The organism is Glutamicibacter sp. Je.9.36 (assembly GCF_051129975.1).
Taxonomy (GTDB): Bacteria; Actinomycetota; Actinomycetes; order Actinomycetales; family Micrococcaceae; genus Glutamicibacter.
The window spans coordinates 234,564-251,152 of record NZ_JBCPSN010000001.1 but is presented as its reverse complement, the minus strand read 5'-3'; the positions used below and the strand labels follow the sequence as shown (position 1 = coordinate 251,152).

At 66.2% G+C, this 16,589-nt stretch carries 13 protein-coding genes; 4 read left to right on the top strand and 9 right to left on the bottom strand.

What is annotated here, in order from left to right; all coding sequences use genetic code 11:
• The first annotated feature begins 2 nt into the window (after window positions 1–2).
• The 3 genes from AAZQ98_RS01155 (at window position 3) to AAZQ98_RS01145 (ending at window position 5,636) form a co-directional block, all read left to right on the top strand.
• On the top strand, window positions 3–1,418 hold the full coding sequence (locus AAZQ98_RS01155) for a dihydrolipoamide acetyltransferase family protein (protein WP_434689218.1): 1,416 nt from the start codon (window positions 3–5) through the stop codon (window positions 1,416–1,418).
• Between the two features lie 136 nt (window positions 1,419–1,554).
• Entirely contained in the window at window positions 1,555–3,060 is a 1,506-nt protein-coding gene (locus tag AAZQ98_RS01150; RefSeq protein ID WP_434689216.1) for a hypothetical protein, read from the top strand.
• Complete coding sequence (locus AAZQ98_RS01145) at window positions 3,060–5,636, top strand: hypothetical protein (RefSeq protein ID WP_400341284.1); 2,577 nt, start codon at window positions 3,060–3,062, stop codon at window positions 5,634–5,636. Before AAZQ98_RS01150 ends, AAZQ98_RS01145 begins: the two co-directional genes overlap by 1 nt.
• A gap of 31 nt (window positions 5,637–5,667) precedes the next feature.
• Here AAZQ98_RS01145 and AAZQ98_RS01140 read toward each other — a convergent pair whose 3' ends face one another.
• Window positions 5,668–7,725, bottom strand: a complete 2,058-nt coding sequence (locus tag AAZQ98_RS01140; RefSeq protein ID WP_388023310.1) for a S9 family peptidase — start codon at window positions 7,723–7,725, stop codon at window positions 5,668–5,670.
• A 205-nt stretch (window positions 7,726–7,930) separates the two neighbouring features.
• Here AAZQ98_RS01140 and AAZQ98_RS01135 point away from each other — a divergent pair, with 205 nt between their 5' ends.
• Entirely contained in the window at window positions 7,931–8,707 is a 777-nt protein-coding gene (locus AAZQ98_RS01135) for a hypothetical protein (RefSeq protein ID WP_434689214.1), read from the top strand.
• A 75-nt stretch (window positions 8,708–8,782) separates the two neighbouring features.
• Here the strand turns inward: AAZQ98_RS01135 and AAZQ98_RS01130 are convergent, their stop codons facing one another.
• The 8 genes from AAZQ98_RS01130 to AAZQ98_RS01095 all read right to left on the bottom strand — a co-directional run bounded on the left by AAZQ98_RS01130 (window position 8,783) and on the right by AAZQ98_RS01095 (window position 16,422).
• A complete protein-coding gene (locus tag AAZQ98_RS01130; RefSeq protein ID WP_105656223.1) occupies window positions 8,783–10,261 on the bottom strand; it encodes an amino acid permease in 1,479 nt (492 codons plus the stop codon).
• Between the two features lie 14 nt (window positions 10,262–10,275).
• Window positions 10,276–11,691, bottom strand: coding sequence for an aspartate ammonia-lyase (locus AAZQ98_RS01125; RefSeq protein WP_332727513.1), 1,416 nt, complete (start codon window positions 11,689–11,691; stop codon window positions 10,276–10,278).
• A 47-nt stretch (window positions 11,692–11,738) separates the two neighbouring features.
• Window positions 11,739–12,734 (bottom strand): asparaginase, encoded by a 996-nt coding sequence (locus AAZQ98_RS01120; protein ID WP_434689212.1) that lies wholly within the window; start codon window positions 12,732–12,734, stop codon window positions 11,739–11,741.
• Entirely contained in the window at window positions 12,731–13,435 is a 705-nt protein-coding gene (locus AAZQ98_RS01115) for a FadR/GntR family transcriptional regulator (RefSeq protein WP_105656225.1), read from the bottom strand. Before AAZQ98_RS01115 ends, AAZQ98_RS01120 begins: the two co-directional genes overlap by 4 nt.
• Window positions 13,436–13,571: 136 nt before the next feature.
• On the bottom strand, window positions 13,572–14,009 hold the full coding sequence (locus AAZQ98_RS01110) for an SRPBCC family protein (RefSeq protein ID WP_105656226.1): 438 nt from the start codon (window positions 14,007–14,009) through the stop codon (window positions 13,572–13,574).
• Window positions 14,010–14,018: 9 nt separating this feature from the next.
• Window positions 14,019–14,999: a TIGR03086 family metal-binding protein gene (locus AAZQ98_RS01105; RefSeq protein ID WP_105656227.1), complete on the bottom strand. Its 981-nt coding sequence runs from the start codon at window positions 14,997–14,999 to the stop codon at window positions 14,019–14,021.
• Window positions 14,996–15,334, bottom strand: coding sequence for an ArsR/SmtB family transcription factor (locus tag AAZQ98_RS01100; RefSeq protein WP_105656228.1), 339 nt, complete (start codon window positions 15,332–15,334; stop codon window positions 14,996–14,998). Before AAZQ98_RS01100 ends, AAZQ98_RS01105 begins: the two co-directional genes overlap by 4 nt.
• Window positions 15,335–15,471: 137 nt before the next feature.
• Window positions 15,472–16,422: a beta-ketoacyl-ACP synthase III gene (locus tag AAZQ98_RS01095; RefSeq protein ID WP_332498834.1), complete on the bottom strand. Its 951-nt coding sequence runs from the start codon at window positions 16,420–16,422 to the stop codon at window positions 15,472–15,474.
• Window positions 16,423–16,589 lie beyond the last annotated feature (167 nt).

The following is a 16,589-nucleotide window of genomic DNA, read 5'->3' as shown; positions in this document are numbered from 1 at the left end:
TAATGACAGTCTTTAATCTCCCCGACGTGGGCGAAGGCCTGACCGAAGCGGATATCGCCTCCTGGAAGGTCAAGGTGGGCGACACCGTTGAGGTCAACCAGATTTTCGTGGAAATCGAAACCGCGAAGTCGCTGGTCGAGCTGCCCTGCCCCTTCGCCGGGGTGGTCACCGCATTGCACGCGGCCGAGGGCGATACCGTACTCGTGGACAACCCGCTGATCACCATCGATGAAGAAGGCAACGCGGCACCTCCAACCGGCGTGCCCGAAGCAGCCGAAGCCCTGAGCACCGCCGCACCGCAGGCCTCGGAGGAACCCGGCCCGCTGGTCGGATCGGGCCCCACCGCTGATGCCTCGGTGCGCCGGGCACGCACCAACCGCCCCGCTCCTTCGACGGCCGGTGCGCGAACCGCAGCGGTGCGCGCCTCCGGCTCCGCCTTGGCCGAGACCATCTCGCGCCGCGCGCAGTCCCTGGGTACCGCGGTGACCCGCGAAGTCGACCGCCGCAAGCCTGCGGTGGCGAGCTTCGTGGACCGCGTGCTGGCCAAGCCGCCGGTACGCCGGCTGGCCAAGGAGCTGGGCATCGACATCAACGACGTGGTGGGCACCGGCAACCAGGGCGAGATCACCCGCGAAGACGTCAACAGCTACCAGGCCCAGCGCGAAGCCGAGCATGCAGCGGCGCCAACCTATTGGGCCCACGGCCAGCTGGCCGATGCCCGCGTGGAACGCACCCCGGTGCGCGGCGTGCGCAAAGCCACCGCCAAGGCCATGGTCGACTCGGCCTTCACTGCACCGCATGTCTCGATCTTCGTGGATGTGGATGCCAGCCGAACCATGGAATACGTGCAGCGCCTGAAGAAGTCCCGCGACTTCGAGGGCATCAAGGTCTCGCCGCTGCTGGTGCTGGCCCGTGCCGTGATCTGGGCGGCGGCCCGCAACCCTTCGGTGAACGCCAGCTGGGTGGAAACCGCAAACGGCGCCGAGATCCACCAGAAGCGCTTCATGAACCTGGGCATCGCGGCAGCCACGCCGCGCGGCCTGCTGGTGCCGAATATCAAGGACGCCCAGAACCTGAACATGAAGGAACTGGCCATCGCCCTGAACGATCTGGCCACCACCGCGCGTGCCGGCAAGACCCGTCCCGAGGACATGCGCGATGGCTCGCTGAGCATCACCAACATCGGCGCGCTGGGCATCGACACCGGCACCCCGATCATCAACCCGGGCGAAGTAGCCATCGTTGCCTTCGGCACGATCCGCCAGAAGCCATGGGTCATCGACGGCGAAGTGGTCCCGCGCTGGATCACCACCCTGGGCGGATCCTTTGACCACCGCGTGGTGGATGGCGACCTCTCGGCCCGCTTCATGGCCGACGTGGCATCGATCCTTCAGGAACCGGCGATGCTGCTGGACTAAGGGCTCCCGGGCCAGCGAGGCAGCCCACCGCCCCGCGCAGAACCTTTCGGGGATCTGCGCGGGGCGGTGTCGTCCCCGCGGTTCGAAATGTTCCTTGAGCAGGGTTATTCAAACCCCTGTTGATACAGTTGTTCCCATGAACCGCACGTGTTGCACCGACCTGAAGTACCCCGGCAAGCTGCTGCTCGCGGGCCTGTTCGCAGCCCTGGGGCTGGGCCTGGGACTGGGTGCCGTGCCGGCGCAGGCAGCCGCGGATCCAACTCAGCCAGAGGCCACGGCTCCGGTCTACCCCTCGGCGACGCCCGACGATGACTCCGCAGATGAAGGCACCGTCCTCATCCCGTCGGTGACCTCGCAGGAAGGCAACTTCTACCTGGCAGTCACCGATGCGGCACTCGATGAGGTGGATTCGGAACGGATCATGGACCAGGTCCGGCAGGCTGTGGGCGAACAGGATGCGAAGATCCTGCTCGGGGTGGACCAGGAACCCAACAACCTCAAGGGAGCAGGGCAGCTGGTGCGCGGGATGCTGATGTTCGGCGACAGCGACGCGCTGAGCGATGACTGGCTGGAGAACGGAAAGACCCTGGGCTATGTCGGGGAAGGCTGGATCGCCATCGGCGTGATGCTTCCCGAGAAAGCCGGGGATCCGGTGGAAATCGCCGTGGTTCCCGGGCGCGACGTGCGCGAAACCGCACCGGGAAGCCAGCAGCGGATCCTGGAGGCAGGGCAGGGCGAGTTCGCCGCCGGGGATTACACCGCGGGGATCACCGCCGTCGCGCTGGCCACCACCCAGCAGCTGCAGGCACCGCCGGACCGGACACTGGCCAAGGTGATCGCCGTGGGCGCGCTCGCCGCCGCCGTTGCGTTCCTGCTCGCATGGGCCTGGCGTGCCAAGCGCCGCAAGGCCCGGCAGGCAGCCGCCGCCGATCGCAACAAGCAGGCCGAGCTGCTCGAATCACGGATCCAGCGGGCAAGCATTTACCTGGACCGCCATCCGGTGCCCGATCCCGGCCTGACGCGGGAGAGCCGCTTGGCGCAGGTCATGGCAGAACTTGAAAGGCAACGGGCCGGCTCCCAGCCAGGGGCCTGGCGCGCATTGGGTATGGCCCCGGATTCCCTGCAGCCGCAGCAGGTCTCCGAAGCGCAGCTGGCCCAGCTGCGCGACCGCGAGCACGAGCTCTCGCTGCTGCGCGGAGCGGTGCAGCTGGCCCACGCCTTCACGGCACGGCCACGGGATTCGCGCGAGTCCTGGAACCGGATTTTCGAATACCACCGTGCGCGGCTGGAGGACCTGGCGCTGTTCCTCGATCTTCCCGGTGCCGGGCAACTGGCTTGCGCGCAGGCCGCGCGCACCGTGATCATCACGCATACCGATGAGCTGCAGCTGCTGCACACCCGCCTGAGCCGCAGGAGTAGCGGCGCGGATACGGCCCCGGGGATCCTGGACAGGCTGTGGGAACTGCGCGACGAACTCGATGGCGTCTTGCACGATGCACTGGCCCAAGCCGGCCAGGCGAGGCTGAAGATTCCCCACGGCCTGGGCGAGTCGATGGAAAGCGCGCAGCGGAAAACCGATCCGATGGAGGACGATCCCATCGCGGTGCTCCGGAATTTCGCGCCAGGAAGCGGGACCCGCTGATGCCGGCCCGCTTGATGCACGATTCCACCGGGCGGCGGTTGCACCGCCCCTTCCATTGGACTGCCATCGCCGCCATCATCATGGCGCTGGTGACCACCGCGCTGGGCGTGCGCGCGGTGCTGGCCGTGCAGGCAGCCAACGTCCCGGACCCCTACGAGGTCCAGGTGGTGGTCCGCGGCGATAACGGCTTCAACATCACCCAGCAGGCGGTGGACGCCGAGCTGGCCCGGCACCCGGTGCGTGCCACGGCCCCGCTGGAGCTGGTCATCACCGACCGCTGGCTCACGGGTGATGAACTGTTGCGCGGGCAGGTGCCGGAAAACCAGATCATCGTCTCGACCAGGATGGAGAACAGGGATCCCGGGCTAAGCGACGCTGATCAGCGCTTCGCCGGGGTGGGCCTGGACCGCAGCCTTGCAGCATCCGACGACGCGCATACCGACCTGCGCTTCGACATCGAGCACGCCTTCACCAAGAACGTTTCGGTAGGCCATGGGCCCAAGGCGGCGGTGGCCGCCGCGCATACTGCCGCCGTGCTGCTGGACGATTCGCCCAGCAGCTCGGCGATCTTCTGGTTCGCGGCCGTGGGTGCGAGCGCCATGCTCACCGCCGCGTTCCTGGCCAGCGCCCTGCGCTACCGCTCGCGGTGGGCATCGCGCCACCGGCGGCTGGCCGCGGCGCAGCGCAAGCTGGCCCGCGTGCTCCTTGACCTCGAAGCACTGGAAGCGACCTACCAGGCCACCGAGCAATCGCGCCGTCCTGCCGGCTTCACCAAGGCGTGGCGGCAGCTCGAATCCCTGTCCCTGGATGCCGCCCGCCGCGAAGCGCCCTTGGTGCGCTCGCTGTTCACCCGGGCTGAATGCCTGGAGCAGAGCACCGGGCAGCAGCTGGCGGCCTTCGAGGCCGACACGCGCAAGCTGACGGAACTGGCCGACTCGCTGATGGGCGCCGGCTCGGTGCATGCGCACCTGGCTGGCACCGGATCCACCTTCGACAAGCTCAGCAGCCCGATCAACGATGCGGCCACGGCGCTGCTGATCCGGCTGGACACCGCCCCGGGCACCATGGTGGCCGGCAAGGACCTGGCGGATTTCCGCAGTGCCCTCGGCGAACTGCTCAATGCCGCCCATGGCGATACCAGCCAGCGCACCGCCATCGAGCGCTGGGCCGAGGCCGAACGGCGGCTGGCGAAGCTCGCCGGGAAGATCGCTGCCCGGCTGCGCCGGTATCCGCGGGGCCTGCAGCAGCCGGTGCCCCAGATCGGCGCCCAGCACAATGAGCTGCGCTCCAGCCTGGGCTTGCCGCCGGTATCCAAGCAGGGTGCGCTGGCGCAGATCGCCACGGCGAACTCGCTGGCACGCGGGATTCTCGGCGATACGCTTCAGACCGACCACGAGGCAGACGGCATGCCGCGCGAGCCCGGTGCTTGGCGGCGCGCGCTGGCCAAGTTCGCCGGCACCGTGGGCACCCAGGGCGATGAACCGCCCAAGCTGCGCCGGGCGTGGACGGCGGGGCTGCTCTCTGCCCTGCTGCTGGGCAGCCTGATCGCCGCGGGGCTCATCGTGTCGTCGGTAGCCAACGAGCCCGGGCGCACCCATGAGGGGTCCGGACGGGGGATGGAACTTGACATCGATGACCAGGGAAAGCTGGTCGACGAGGCCGAGATCCGCCGGTACATGGAAGAGGACTTCGACACCCCGCAGCAGATCCTGGTTGCGGTGCGCGATGCCGAAGCTTACCTGGAACTCAAGCACTTCGACGGCTCGGAATACCGTGATTCGACGCCCGAGAGCGTGCGCACAGCGATCTTGCGGATCAAGGACGAATACTCCGATCGCGCGGATCCGGCCAACGGCGAGCTGCCCGAGGACCTGACGATCATCCCGCTGCTGATCACCGACGAGGGCAAGGGAATCGTCCCCGGGCTGATCTCGGGGGCAGTCATCAGCGGCACCGCCTCCTGGGGCACGACCGGCGGGTGGGAGCATGGAAGCATCTACGAGTCGAACTATCCGGCCATGGAAGCTGCCAGCGCGGCCGAGGACTTCGCCGTGGTGCTCAAGCAGGCCGGGTACGAGCAGCCGGACTACAGCACCTCGCTGCTGTACTGGATGCTCGTGTTCATGCTGTTCTTCACGGTGGTCAATGTGGTCCAGGTCCTCCAGTACCTGCTCGGGGCGACGTCGCAGCTGACCCGGTTCTCCCGCGGCTCGCGGTCCGTCCAGCATTCGCGCCGGCAGCTGGAGGAGCTGGCCATGGGCTTGGAGGATTCGCAGATCAATGCGGTGGCCGTGCTCGGCGCGACCGCGGCCCCGAATGCGGACGAGGCAGGGCAGCGATTGTTCGAGCGGGCCTTGATGATGGCTTGGCGCGAAGCCCAGGAGTTATCCTCGATGACCCTGGGCCAGCGGCTTGCCGCAGGCTATGCCCAGCGTGCGGCGCATCTGGCCCGGCTGGTAGCGCTGCTGGGCGAACGCGATGCCGATGTGTCGCGGCGGGCCAAGGCGCTGGTGCTGGCCAGCCGCGGTGCCGGCGGGGATGCGCCGGCGGAAGTCCAGCTGCCGGGGCGGCAATGACTCCGCCCCGGCAGTCCGGCACTGCGCGGTTCTAGCCCAGCAGCTCGGGCAGTTCCTGCGGCGCGTTGCCCAGCACCTTCTGGGAGAGGAACTCGGTGACTACCTGGTACCAGATCTTGGCGTGCTGCGGGGACAGCACCCAGTGGTTCTCATCCGGGAAGTACAGGAACTGGTGCTCGGTGCTGCCGTCTTCCTTCTGGGGCAGCCCCGAATCGGCTAGCAGCTCGTACCACAGGCGCAGGCCCTCGCCGATGGGCACCCGGTAGTCCTTGTCGCCGTGGATGACCAGCATCGGGGTGACGATGCTGCCCACCGAATGATGCGGCGAGTTCTGCTCGCGCATTTCGGGGCTCATCTCGCGGGTCCAGTAGAACGCGGCGTCGGTGGTCTTGCCGAAGCCTTCCAGCGCCCACAGGCTGGCGTGGGTGACGATGGCCTTGAAGCGGTCGGTGTGCCCAGCCACCCAGTTGGCCATGTAGCCGCCGAAGGAGCCTCCCATGGCGGCGGTGCGGGTTTCATCGATGTCCGGCCGCGCCTCGGTGGCATCGGTGATGGCCAGCAGGTCCGTGTACGGTTCCTGGCCCCAGCGGCCCCAGCCGCGCTGGATGAACTCCTGGCCGTAGCCGGTGGACAGGGCCGGATCCGGCAGCAGCACGGCATAGCCCTGGGCCACCAGCAGCCACGGGCTCCAGCGCCAGCTCCAGGCATTCCACGAGCCCAGCGGCCCGCCGTGGATCCACAGCAGCAGCGGCGCCTTGTCGGCGGCAGAAGCGGTAGCGGGCAGGGCCAGCCAGGCGCGGATGTTCGACCCGTCTTCGGCGGTGGCTGAGACCTCGGTGAGCGTTCCGGGCAGGGTAGGGCGGGAGACCGGGGAGCGCAGTTCGGTCAAGGCCGCGAATTCGCCCTGCTCCAGGTCCCCGGTATGCGCCAGGTCGATGGCTACCGGTTCGGCCGGGTACAGGTAGCTGGAACGCAGCGCGTAGGCGGTACGCGAGTCGCTGCTGATGGCCAGATCGGTGTACGCGCCGTCATCGGTGAGCCGGGTGATCTTGTCGTTGTACAGGCTCAGATGGAAGACCGGGGCGTGGCCGTTGTCATCGGCGGTCAGCAGCAGCGAGCGCCCGTTGGGAACCCACTGCAGGTCATTGACCCAGCGGTCCCAGCCGGCGGCGATCCGGTGGGTGGCGCCGTCGGCCAGATCCATCAGCCACAACTCGAAGACCGGGGCGGTATCGGCGGTGGAACGCTCCCAGCGGGCGTAGGCCAGCTGGGTTGAATCCGGGCTGATCTTGCCCAGCGTATATTCGTACGTGTCGTCGGGGGCCAGCAGCATTTCGTGGGCGCCGGTGTGCAGGTCGATGCGCATCACTCCCGGGGCTGAGGAAGCCCGGCCTTCGGGAACCTGCCATTCGGTGACCAGGAAACTGCCATTGGAAGCAACGTCGTAGGAGGTATCCTCCAGATTCGCGCCGATGCCCGGGGTGAGGTCGGTGAGCTGGGTACTGGTGGCGTCCTGCAGGCCCGGCAGGGACCCGGTGTAGTAGTGCGGGGTGGACGGGCCCAGATCTTCGTCCCAGTAGCGGACCGGGTAGCCGGTGTGCAGGATCGCCGAGACCTTCTTGTCCTTGCGGCCGGTGCGCAGTGCCGCTTCGGCGTCCAGGTCCTTGGCGCGGGAGAAAGCCGAGGTGCGCAGCACGATGGTCTGCGGGGACTGCTGGCAGATCCGCAAGGACTGCACCCCGGCAGGGTGGGAAATCACCGAGCGGGCTTCGCCTCCTGCTACCGGCAGGATCCAGCCTTCGGCCTTGGCGTCTTCCTTCGACGAGCGCTTGGCCACGAAGAGCAGGTCGCCGTTGGCGGTGAACTGCGGTTGCGATTCGCCGTGCTCGCCGAACGTCAGCCTGCGTGCTGGTGCTTCGCCTTTGGGATCCAGCGACCAAAGGGCGCTTTCGTATTTCGTCCCGTCCTCGGAAAGTTCGCTGAGGGTGGTGACGAGCTTGGTGCCGTCGGGGGAGAGCGCCAGGCCGCCGAGGCGGCCCAGGCCGATAAATGAATCTAAATTATGAAATGAATGCTTAGAGTGTTCCACTTCACATATCTTGCCACTGTTCGCGGCTGGGCACTACCGGAAATCGAAAATTACCCGGCATCGGCAACAAGATCGGGACAACTTGCAACCAAGGCGTGATGCCGCCGCCATTGGAAAAACCTGCAATTGAGTGGAGGATGAATTCAATGGGGGAGCTCGCGATGTCAGCTGCATGACCGGATCATGGATCAAGGAGTTGGAAAAGATGAACCGTGCCAGAACCCGTCTCGGCGCGCTCCCGATGATGTGCGCAGCAGCCCTGATGCTGGCTGCCTGCCAGGGAGCCCAGCCGGACTCGACACCCAGCCAGGAACCTGCGCCAAGCGGCGCATCGCCATCGGCAAGTGCCAGCTCGCCGGAGGCTTCGAGTCCCGAATCCAGCCCATCGCCAGGCGCCGAAAGCCCGGATGCGCCAAGCACGGCGGCGCCCGAGCTGAGCCAGGAGCATGAAGTGCATGGCATCCAGTTCATGACCCCGGAGCAGTGGACCGCCACCGGGGATGACTGCGAGGGTGAATGCACCGAATGGGATGAATGGGAGATCAAGGACGCGCAGGGCAAGCATGTGCTCACGCTGATCCCCACCACGGCAACCTCGCCGGATGGGGACATGTCGCTGTACGAGCGGGAGCTACTGGACCGCGAAGAGCTGCCGGACCCCGGAGCTGGCACCGGCTTCCATCCCGCCAGCCTCATTGCCGAGTTCTGGGAATCGACCAGCCAGGAAGATGGCGAGAAGGATTCCGGGTTCGATATTGCCCTGGTCGATGACCAAGTGCTCGCCCAGCGCAATGAGAACCCGGATCTGAACTTCTTCAAGGTCGGCGAGCAGTCGCCGATGATGTGGGTCGAAGAGGACTATCTGGAAGACCACGGCGTCCCGGATGACCCGGTGAAGCAGCAGGCGCAGCAGTTCCTGGATACCCAGGAATACGCGTTGGTGCGCGAAATCCTGCTCAGCGTGCAGCCGGCCAAGGGCTAGGCCAAGCCCGGAACGCAAGAAAAGACCGGCCCGGAAGCAGCGCGGGGCTGCTTCCGGGCCGGTCCCGGGATCCTGCTACCGCTGGTTGGCCGGCTGCTCGTTGTGCAGCCGCGCCTTGGCGATCTCGTTGATTCGTCCGCGGCACAGGTACCAGCCGCCGATGATCAACGGGATGATGACCACCAGCGAGGCAATGGTCCAGGTGCCGATGGGATTATCGAACGCCATCATCACCAGCACCAGGGCCAGGAAGCCCAGGGTGACCCAGCCGGAGACCGGAGCCAGCGGCATCCGGAAGCCGGGGCGCTGCTGCTCGCCGCGCTTGGCGGACTTCACCAGCGCCATCTGGCACAGCACGATCATCCCCCAGGAGGCAATGATGCCGATGGCCGCGAAGTTCAGCACGATCTCGAAGGCCTTGGCCGGGACCACGGCGTTGAGCACCACGCCGAACACGGCCACCACAGCGGTGATCACGATGCCGCCGTAGGGAACCCCGGCCTTGTTCATCCGCCCGGCGAATTTCGGCGCCGAGCCGTTCAATGACATGGAGCGCATGATGCGCCCGGTGGAGTAGAGCCCGGCGTTCAGCGAGGACAGCGCCGCGGTGAGCACCACCAGGTTCATCACCACGTCCATGCCCTGCACGCCGATGGATCCGAAGAAGGTCACGAACGGCGATTCCCCGGCGCTGTACGCGGTGTAGGGCAGCAGCAGCGAGAGCAGCACCAGCGAGCCGACGTAGAATACGGCGATGCGGATGATCACGGTGTTGATCGCCTTGGGCATGACCTTTTCCGGATTCTCCGTTTCGCCCGCGGCGGTGCCGATCAGCTCGATGGAAGCATAGGAGAAGACCACGCCCTGCATCAGCACCAGCACCGGCAGCAGGCCATTGGGCAGCAGCCCGCCATTGGAGCTGAGCAGCGAGAAGCCGACCTCATGTCCTGCCAGCGGCGTGCCGAAGATGACGAAGTAGCAGCCAATGATCAGGAAGGCCACCAGGGCCACGACCTTGACCAGTGCGAACCAGAATTCCATCTCGCCGAAGGCCTTGACCGAGATCAGGTTCATGGCCAGCACCACGGCCAGCGCCAGCAGCGCCCAGAGCCACTGGGGCACCGAGCTGATCCACCCCACGTACTTGCCGAAGAAGCCCATGTACAGGGCCACCGCGGTGATATCGACAATGGCGGTCATTACCCAGTTCAGCCAGTACAGCCAGCCGGTGGCGAAGGCCGCCTTCTCGCCGTAGAACTCGCGGGCGTAGGACACGAAGGAACCGGTGGACGGGCGGTGCATGACCAGTTCGCCCAGCGCCCGCAGGATCAGGAAGGCGAAGAAGCCGCAGACTGCGTAGCTGATGACAATGCCCGGTCCGGCTTCGGCCAACCGGCCGCCGGCACCCATGAACAGCCCGGTGCCGATGGCGCCGCCAATGGCGATCATCTGCATCTGCCGGGAGGACAGGCCCTTGTGGTAATCGTTGTCGCCGGCCGTCAGCGCGGCATCGGGGACGTGCGCCGCGGTGGCGTGCGGAGTGGAATTATCCATATGATTCCTCGGATCTAGTCGGTGAGGTTGGCGAGGCGCTCGGGGGAGAGCAGCTCATTGAGGTCTTCGGCCGAGAGCAGGCCGCGTTCGAGCACCAGCTCGGCCACGCCGCGCCCGGTGTGCAGCGCTTCGAGGGCCACCGAGGTGGATGCCGCGTAGCCCAGCCGCGGGTTCAGCGCGGTGACCAGGCCGATGGAGTTCTCCACCTCGCGGCGCAGCGCCTGCTCGTCCACGGTGATCCCGTCGATGCACTTGTGCGCCAGGGTCAGGCAGCCGTTGGCCAGGTGCTTCAGGGAGAGCCCGATTGAGTGCACAATCACCGGCTCGAAGGCGTTCAGCTGCAGCTGCCCGCCCTCGGCGGCCATGGTCACGGTCAAGTCGTGGCCCACCACCTGGTAGGCGATCTGGCTGACCACTTCCGGGATCACCGGGTTGACCTTGCCGGGCATGATCGAGGAGCCGGACTGCACGGCCGGCAGCTGCAGGTCGTTCAGGCCCGCGCGCGGACCGGAGGAGAGCAGGCGCAGGTCGTTGCAGATCTTGGAGATCTTCAGCGCCACGCGCTTGAGCACGCCCGAGAGGTGCACGAAGGCGCCCACATCCGAGGTGGCTTCGATCAGGTCCGGGCTGGTGGTCAGCGGCAGGCCGGTCAGCTCGCGCAGGTGGCGGCAGGCGGCCTCGGCATAGCCGGCCGGGGCGTTCAGCCCGGTGCCGATGGCGGTGGCGCCGAGGTTGATCTCGGTGACCAGGCACAGCGATTCTTCCAGCCGCGCCCGGTCCTCGCCCAGGGTCACGGCCCAGCCGCGGAACTCCTGGCCCACGGTCATCGGCACGGCGTCCTGCAGCTGGGTGCGGCCCATCTTCACCACGGTGCGGAACTCGGCGGCCTTGGCGATGCACGAATCCTGCAGCACCTCGATGGCTGCCAGCAGCGGCTGGGTGGCGAAGTGCGTGGCGATGTTCACCGCGGTCGGGTAGGCGTCGTTGGTGGACTGCGAGAGGTTCACATGGTCGTTGGGGTGCAAGAAGGAGTACTCGCCCTTGGCATGGCCCATGATTTCCAGCGCCAGGTTGGCGATGACCTCGTTGGCGTTCATGTTCGTGCTGGTGCCGGCCCCGCCCTGGATCGGGTCGATGATGAACTGCTCATGCAGCGCCCCGCCGGCGATGGCCTCGCAGGCCTGGTCGATGGCGTTCGCGCGCTGGGCGTCCAGCAGCCCCAGCTCGTGGTTGGCACGCGCCGCGGCCTGCTTCACGCGCGCCAATGCGCGGATCAGGTGCGGGTTGCCGGACAGCTCGGTGCCGGTGATGTCGAAGTTCTCCTTGGCGCGCAGCGTGTGCACGCCCCAGTAGGCATCCGCCGGGATATCGCGGTCGCCGATCAGGTCATGCTCGCTGCGGGTCTGGCCGCTGAGCAAGGTTTCAGGCATGGTGGATTCTTCTCCAGGATTCGTTGAAATGGTTGGAACGGAAAAAATTACAGTGCGGCCAGCAGGCCCACGGGCGCACCGCCGCCAAAGGCCGGGCTGGTAGCCAGCGGTTCAAGGGCCAATGCGGCCTCGGAGCCCAGGTGCTCGGCGAGCAGCTTGGCGGTGATCGGCATCCGGGCGCGGTCCGAGCCGTCGGCGATCTTCACGGCCAGCGCGCTGCCATCGGGCAGGCCCACGGCCTGGATGCCCTCGAAACCGTCCTTGGCCACGGAGCCGGGCACCGCGCGCATCAGGGCGGTGACATCGCGGCCGACGCCGGCTACCAGTTCCGGGTAGCCGGCCATTGCCGCGGCCACGCGTGCCTCGGCGGTGCCTTGCGCGGCGCTGGCCAGCTTGCCGAAGGCGCGGGCCAATCCGGCCAGGGTCATCCGGTAGACCGGGGTGCCGCAGCCGTCGGTGCTCTCCCCGGAGATCTGTTCGCCCGAAAGATCCTCCACGGTGTCCTGCAGCAGCTGCAGGAGGCGTTCGTCGTGCAGGTAGTTGGCGGTGTCCCAGCCCTTGAGCTCGCACAGGGCCGCCAGTGCGGCGTGCTTGCCCGAGCAGTTCTGCGCGAGCGTGGTGGCCTTGCCGCCAGCGGCCAGGTAGTCCTGGCGCTCGGCAATGCCGTAGGGCAGGTCGGTGGAATTGCGCAGCGCTGTGTGGTCCAGGCCGGCGGCGGCCAGCGTGGATTCGGCGACCTGCAGGTGGCGCGGGCTCCCGGAGTGGCTGGCCGAGGCCAAGGCCAGCTGCTGGTCATCGAGCTGCAGTCCGGCGCGCAGCATGCCCACGGCGAACAGCGGCTTGAGCGCCGAGCGCGGGTAGAACGCGGCCTGGGCATCGCCGCGGCTGGCGGCGATGGAGCCGGCGGGATCCAGCAGCACGGCCGAGCCGTAGTGGATGGACTCCACGGCCTCGCCGCGGGTGGCGATGACCAGCGGTTCGTGCTGCGGCAGTGCCTCAACGACCAGCGAAGCGCGCAGGGTCTGGGGATCGGCGGGGGTCACTTCTTGCTCCTGACTATGGTGGATACTGCTTGCTGCACCGCATTGAGGTGCTTGGCCATCGCATTGTTGGCCGCTTGCGGGTCCTGGGCGGCGATGGCCTGGTAGATTTCCTGGTGCTCCGAGTTCGACGGCGACCGGCGGCCGGCAACCAGGTTCACGGTCTCGGACTGGCGGGCCATGGCCTCGCGGATGTCCGCGACGACCTTGGAGAACACCGAGTTGCCGCTGGCCTGGGCGATCGCGGCATGGAAGGCGGCGTCCAGCTCGACCCAGGCTGCCGGGTCGTCTTCCTGCTCCATCGCCTCGATCAGCCCGCTGATCCGCTCCAGGTCCTCGGCGGTGCGCCGGGTGGCGGCGAGGGTGGCAGCCGGGATCTCGATATGCGGACGGGCTTCGTGCAGGTCGTCGGAGGAGAACGTGCCCAGTTTCAGCTCGCGGGTGGGCCGGTGGGAGACCACGAAGGTGCCGCGCCCGGTTTCGGTGCGGGTCAGGCCCAGGGCCGCGCAGGAGCGCAGCGCTTCGCGGATGACCGAGCGGCTCACGCCGTAGTCGGCCGCGAGGGCAGCTTCGGATCCCAGTTTCGCGCCGATGGCGATTTCCTGGGCTTCAATGGCTAGGCGGAGTGCATGGAAGACGCCTTCGGCAGCGGATCGTCGTTCGATCGGTTGCTGTCCGGGTGTCCAGCTGTCAGACAGGTTCACGTGTACCAGTCTGGGGTGTGATCCACTTAACGTCAAGTCGAGAACTGGAGCAATCGGGAATGCTCAGGTCAGTGACGCGCGAACACCGCGGACACGATGCCACAGGCAAGGTATCCGCGGTGTTCGCCGCTGGTCCTCAGTCTTTCTCCAGGATGCTTTTCAGCGCCCGGAGATCAGCCATATTGGCTCGCCGCATCATCATTTCCATCAGCGGGCCGGCCAGTTTGCCGAAGCCAGTTGGCTCGCCGTCATTGCGCAGGTGGACCCGGGTCGCCGTTGGCCCTATCGCTTCGAAGCGATAGGTGGTGCGCATGGGAAACGGGCCCTGCGCGGTGGCCATGACCAGTTCCTCGTTCTGCGCGAACCTGGTGACTTCGTAGGTGTAGGAAAGCTTCCGTCCAAGGAACCTGGCTTCGAAGGCGGTGCGTGATCCGAGGCCGAAGCCATGGGGATCCAGCCGGCGCACCGAGTGGATATTCCGGTACCACGCTGGAGCGTTCAGCGGGTTCATCGCGTAGCCGGCCACCACCGAACGTGGCCGGTCGATAGCGATGCTCGTGGAGACGTCAACCATGGGAGGTCCTCAGGCTCCTGCGGGAACGCGGCCGGTGAACGCAATCAGGCGATCCAGGCTGCTGGCGGATTCGGCGACCATGGTTTCTTCCGCGAAGGAACCGGAGGTGCGCTGAGCCGGTCCCACAGTCTTGCGTGCCAAGCCCAGTACGTATTCCGCGTGGCCAGGATGGATCGCGAACTCCTGGCCGGTCGCCTGGGCGAAGTCCCACCCGTGAACCATCAGTTCCAGATTCAGGATCCCGGCAACCACTGAAGCCGGCATGACAGCGAATCCGAGATCAATCTCGCCGGCAACGCCGCGAGCGGCAAAAGCCTCCAGGGTCGGCTGCACCAGGTTGGCGATGCGTGCTTCCGGCGCCAGGGCCGGGTCATCGGATACCGCAGCGCCCAGAGCACCGCCGATCATCGAGACCGAACCCGCAAGGTGATCCAGCAGCTCGCTCACGGAGAACTCGGAGCAGGGAGTGGCTTTGGCCAGGTCCGCTGCGCAGATGTTGTTCAGGATGAACTGCAGGGCTGCCACGGAGCCCTCGGCGGAAACGATCGGATTCTGCGGCTCGGGCACGGCGTTCCACTCGTCGATGGCTGCTTCGCCGGTTTCGGCAAACTCCTTCAGCCGATCCAGGAAGTGGTTCCATCCCTCGGCGTGGCCCGAGGACTGCTCGGCGTCCAGCCCCTCATGGCGCAAGGTCAGGGCCGTGCCCTGATCCAGCGGTTCCAGGGTGATGAAAACCGTCGAATCGCCGGGCGGAACGGCATCCGAACCTTCCCATCCCATGGTGAAGACCAGGCGCTTGCCGGGCTCGATTTCGGTGAAAGTGCCCGAGGCCTGGTGGCCCGGACCCATGGTGAAGCGGTAGCTGCCGCCGGTCTGCAGGTCAACGCGGTTGGCAACGGTTTGCCAGCGGCGAAGGCGTTCCGGGTTGGTGACCAGTGCAAAGGCGGTGTCGGCGTCAACGGGGAGGATGACTGTTCGTTCAAAGCTCATGGCTTTTCTCCTGGTGGCTGGTGCGGTGGCCCATTGAACGACGCCAATTCGGCGGCCTCGGCAACGAGCAGGTCGAGTTCGGTATTCCAGAACGAGTCAAGGAGGGCCTTGAGCTTCGTGATGCCTGCAGGGTCCAGCGAGTAGTAGCGGCTGCGGCCATCCTTGCGGGCTTGCAGCAGTCCTACGTCAATCAACAGCAGCAGGTGTTGCGAGATGGCGGAGCGGCTGACGGCGAAGTTCGCGGCCAGTTCCGTCACCGTGCGTTCCCCGGAACCCAGCAACTGAATCAAGCGCCTGCGCGTTGGCTCGGAAGCGACTTCCAGTAGATCAAGCATGAAAAATACGTTAGCAGTCACTAACGCGTTGTTGCAAGGGGTTCGGAGCAGCTTTTTAGGCTGATGCGGAAGGCGCCGTTAAAGCACTAGTGGGCGCCACGGCAAAATGCCGTAGCGCCCACTCATGGCGAAAATACTTAAGGGATCGTGATGATCTGGCCGGCGTAAGCCAGGCCGCCACCGAAGGCGAAGAGCAACGCCTTGGAACCCGAAGGCAATGGCTCATCCGAAGCCATCAACTTGGAAAGGGCCAGCGGAACCGAAGCGGCCGAAGTGTTGCCCGAGTACACCACATCGGTGGCCACGCGCGCGTTCGGTGCGCCGATCTTCTCTGCCAATGGCTCGATGATGCGCAGGTTGGCCTGGTGCAGGACAATGGCATCCAGCGCCTCAGGCTTCATGCCGGCACGGTCGATGATTTTCGAAGCGATCTTCGGCAGCTGCGTGACGGTCCAGCGGTAAACGCTCTGGCCGTTCTGCGCGAACTTCATGTTGTTTTCCTCTTCGATGCGCACTGCATCGGACAGGGATGGAACCGAACCCCAGACCACCGGCGAGATGCCGTTGTCTTCCGATGCGGTGATCACGAAAGCGCCAGCGCCGTCCGCGGTCAGCACGCAGGTGGTGCGATCGGTGAAGTCGGTGTAGTCGGTGAGCATCTCCGAGCCGATAACCAAGGCATTCGTCGCCGAGCCAGCGGCAATGGCGCCCTGGGCCAGGCCAACTGCGTGGGCAAAGCCTGCGCAAGCCACGTTCACGTCCACCGCTGCCGGCCCTTGGTCCATGCCCAGGGCGTTAGCTACGCGTGCGGCCATGTTCGGCGAACGGTCCGTAGCGGTGCAGGTGGCGACGATGATCATGTCGATATCGGCTGCCTTGATGCCAGCTGCGTTGCCCAGCGCCATCTCTGCGGCCTTGATGGCCATGGAGTCTACGGTTTCAACACCGGTTCCCCAGCGGCGTTCTTCGATGCCGACACGTCGGGTGATCCATTCATCACTGGTTTCCACCAACTTTTCCAGCTCGGTGTTAGGGACGATGCGCTCTGGCTGGAAGTGGCCAAAGGCGACGACTTTGCTGCCGGTCATGGATATAGCTCCTCGGTGGATTCAAATCTTCTCTTCTAAGATTAGTCGTTTTGGATGCTACTCGCCGTTCATATGCGCCAGAAAGCATGTGTCAGCCAGTTTTACCTGCCTTCCATGGCCCATTTGTCCGATTATCGGCAAAACCCCGATTCTTCAGGACTTCATAT

Bases quoted from the DNA above. Each gene is read 5' to 3' on its own strand.
- AAZQ98_RS01155 (WP_434689218.1), top strand. From the start codon at position 3: ATGACAGTCTTTAATCTCCCCGACGTGGGCGAAGGCCTGACCGAAGCG.
- AAZQ98_RS01150 (WP_434689216.1), top strand. From the start codon at position 1,555: ATGAACCGCACGTGTTGCACCGACCTGAAGTACCCCGGCAAGCTGCTG.
- AAZQ98_RS01145 (WP_400341284.1), top strand. From the start codon at position 3,060: ATGCCGGCCCGCTTGATGCACGATTCCACCGGGCGGCGGTTGCACCGC.
- AAZQ98_RS01135 (WP_434689214.1), top strand. From the start codon at position 7,931: ATGAACCGTGCCAGAACCCGTCTCGGCGCGCTCCCGATGATGTGCGCA.
- AAZQ98_RS01130 (WP_105656223.1), bottom strand. From the start codon at position 10,261: ATGGATAATTCCACTCCGCACGCCACCGCGGCGCACGTCCCCGATGCC.
- AAZQ98_RS01125 (WP_332727513.1), bottom strand. From the start codon at position 11,691: ATGCCTGAAACCTTGCTCAGCGGCCAGACCCGCAGCGAGCATGACCTG.
- AAZQ98_RS01110 (WP_105656226.1), bottom strand. From the start codon at position 14,009: ATGGTTGACGTCTCCACGAGCATCGCTATCGACCGGCCACGTTCGGTG.
- AAZQ98_RS01105 (WP_105656227.1), bottom strand. From the start codon at position 14,999: ATGAGCTTTGAACGAACAGTCATCCTCCCCGTTGACGCCGACACCGCC.
- AAZQ98_RS01100 (WP_105656228.1), bottom strand. From the start codon at position 15,334: ATGCTTGATCTACTGGAAGTCGCTTCCGAGCCAACGCGCAGGCGCTTG.
- AAZQ98_RS01095 (WP_332498834.1), bottom strand. From the start codon at position 16,422: ATGACCGGCAGCAAAGTCGTCGCCTTTGGCCACTTCCAGCCAGAGCGC.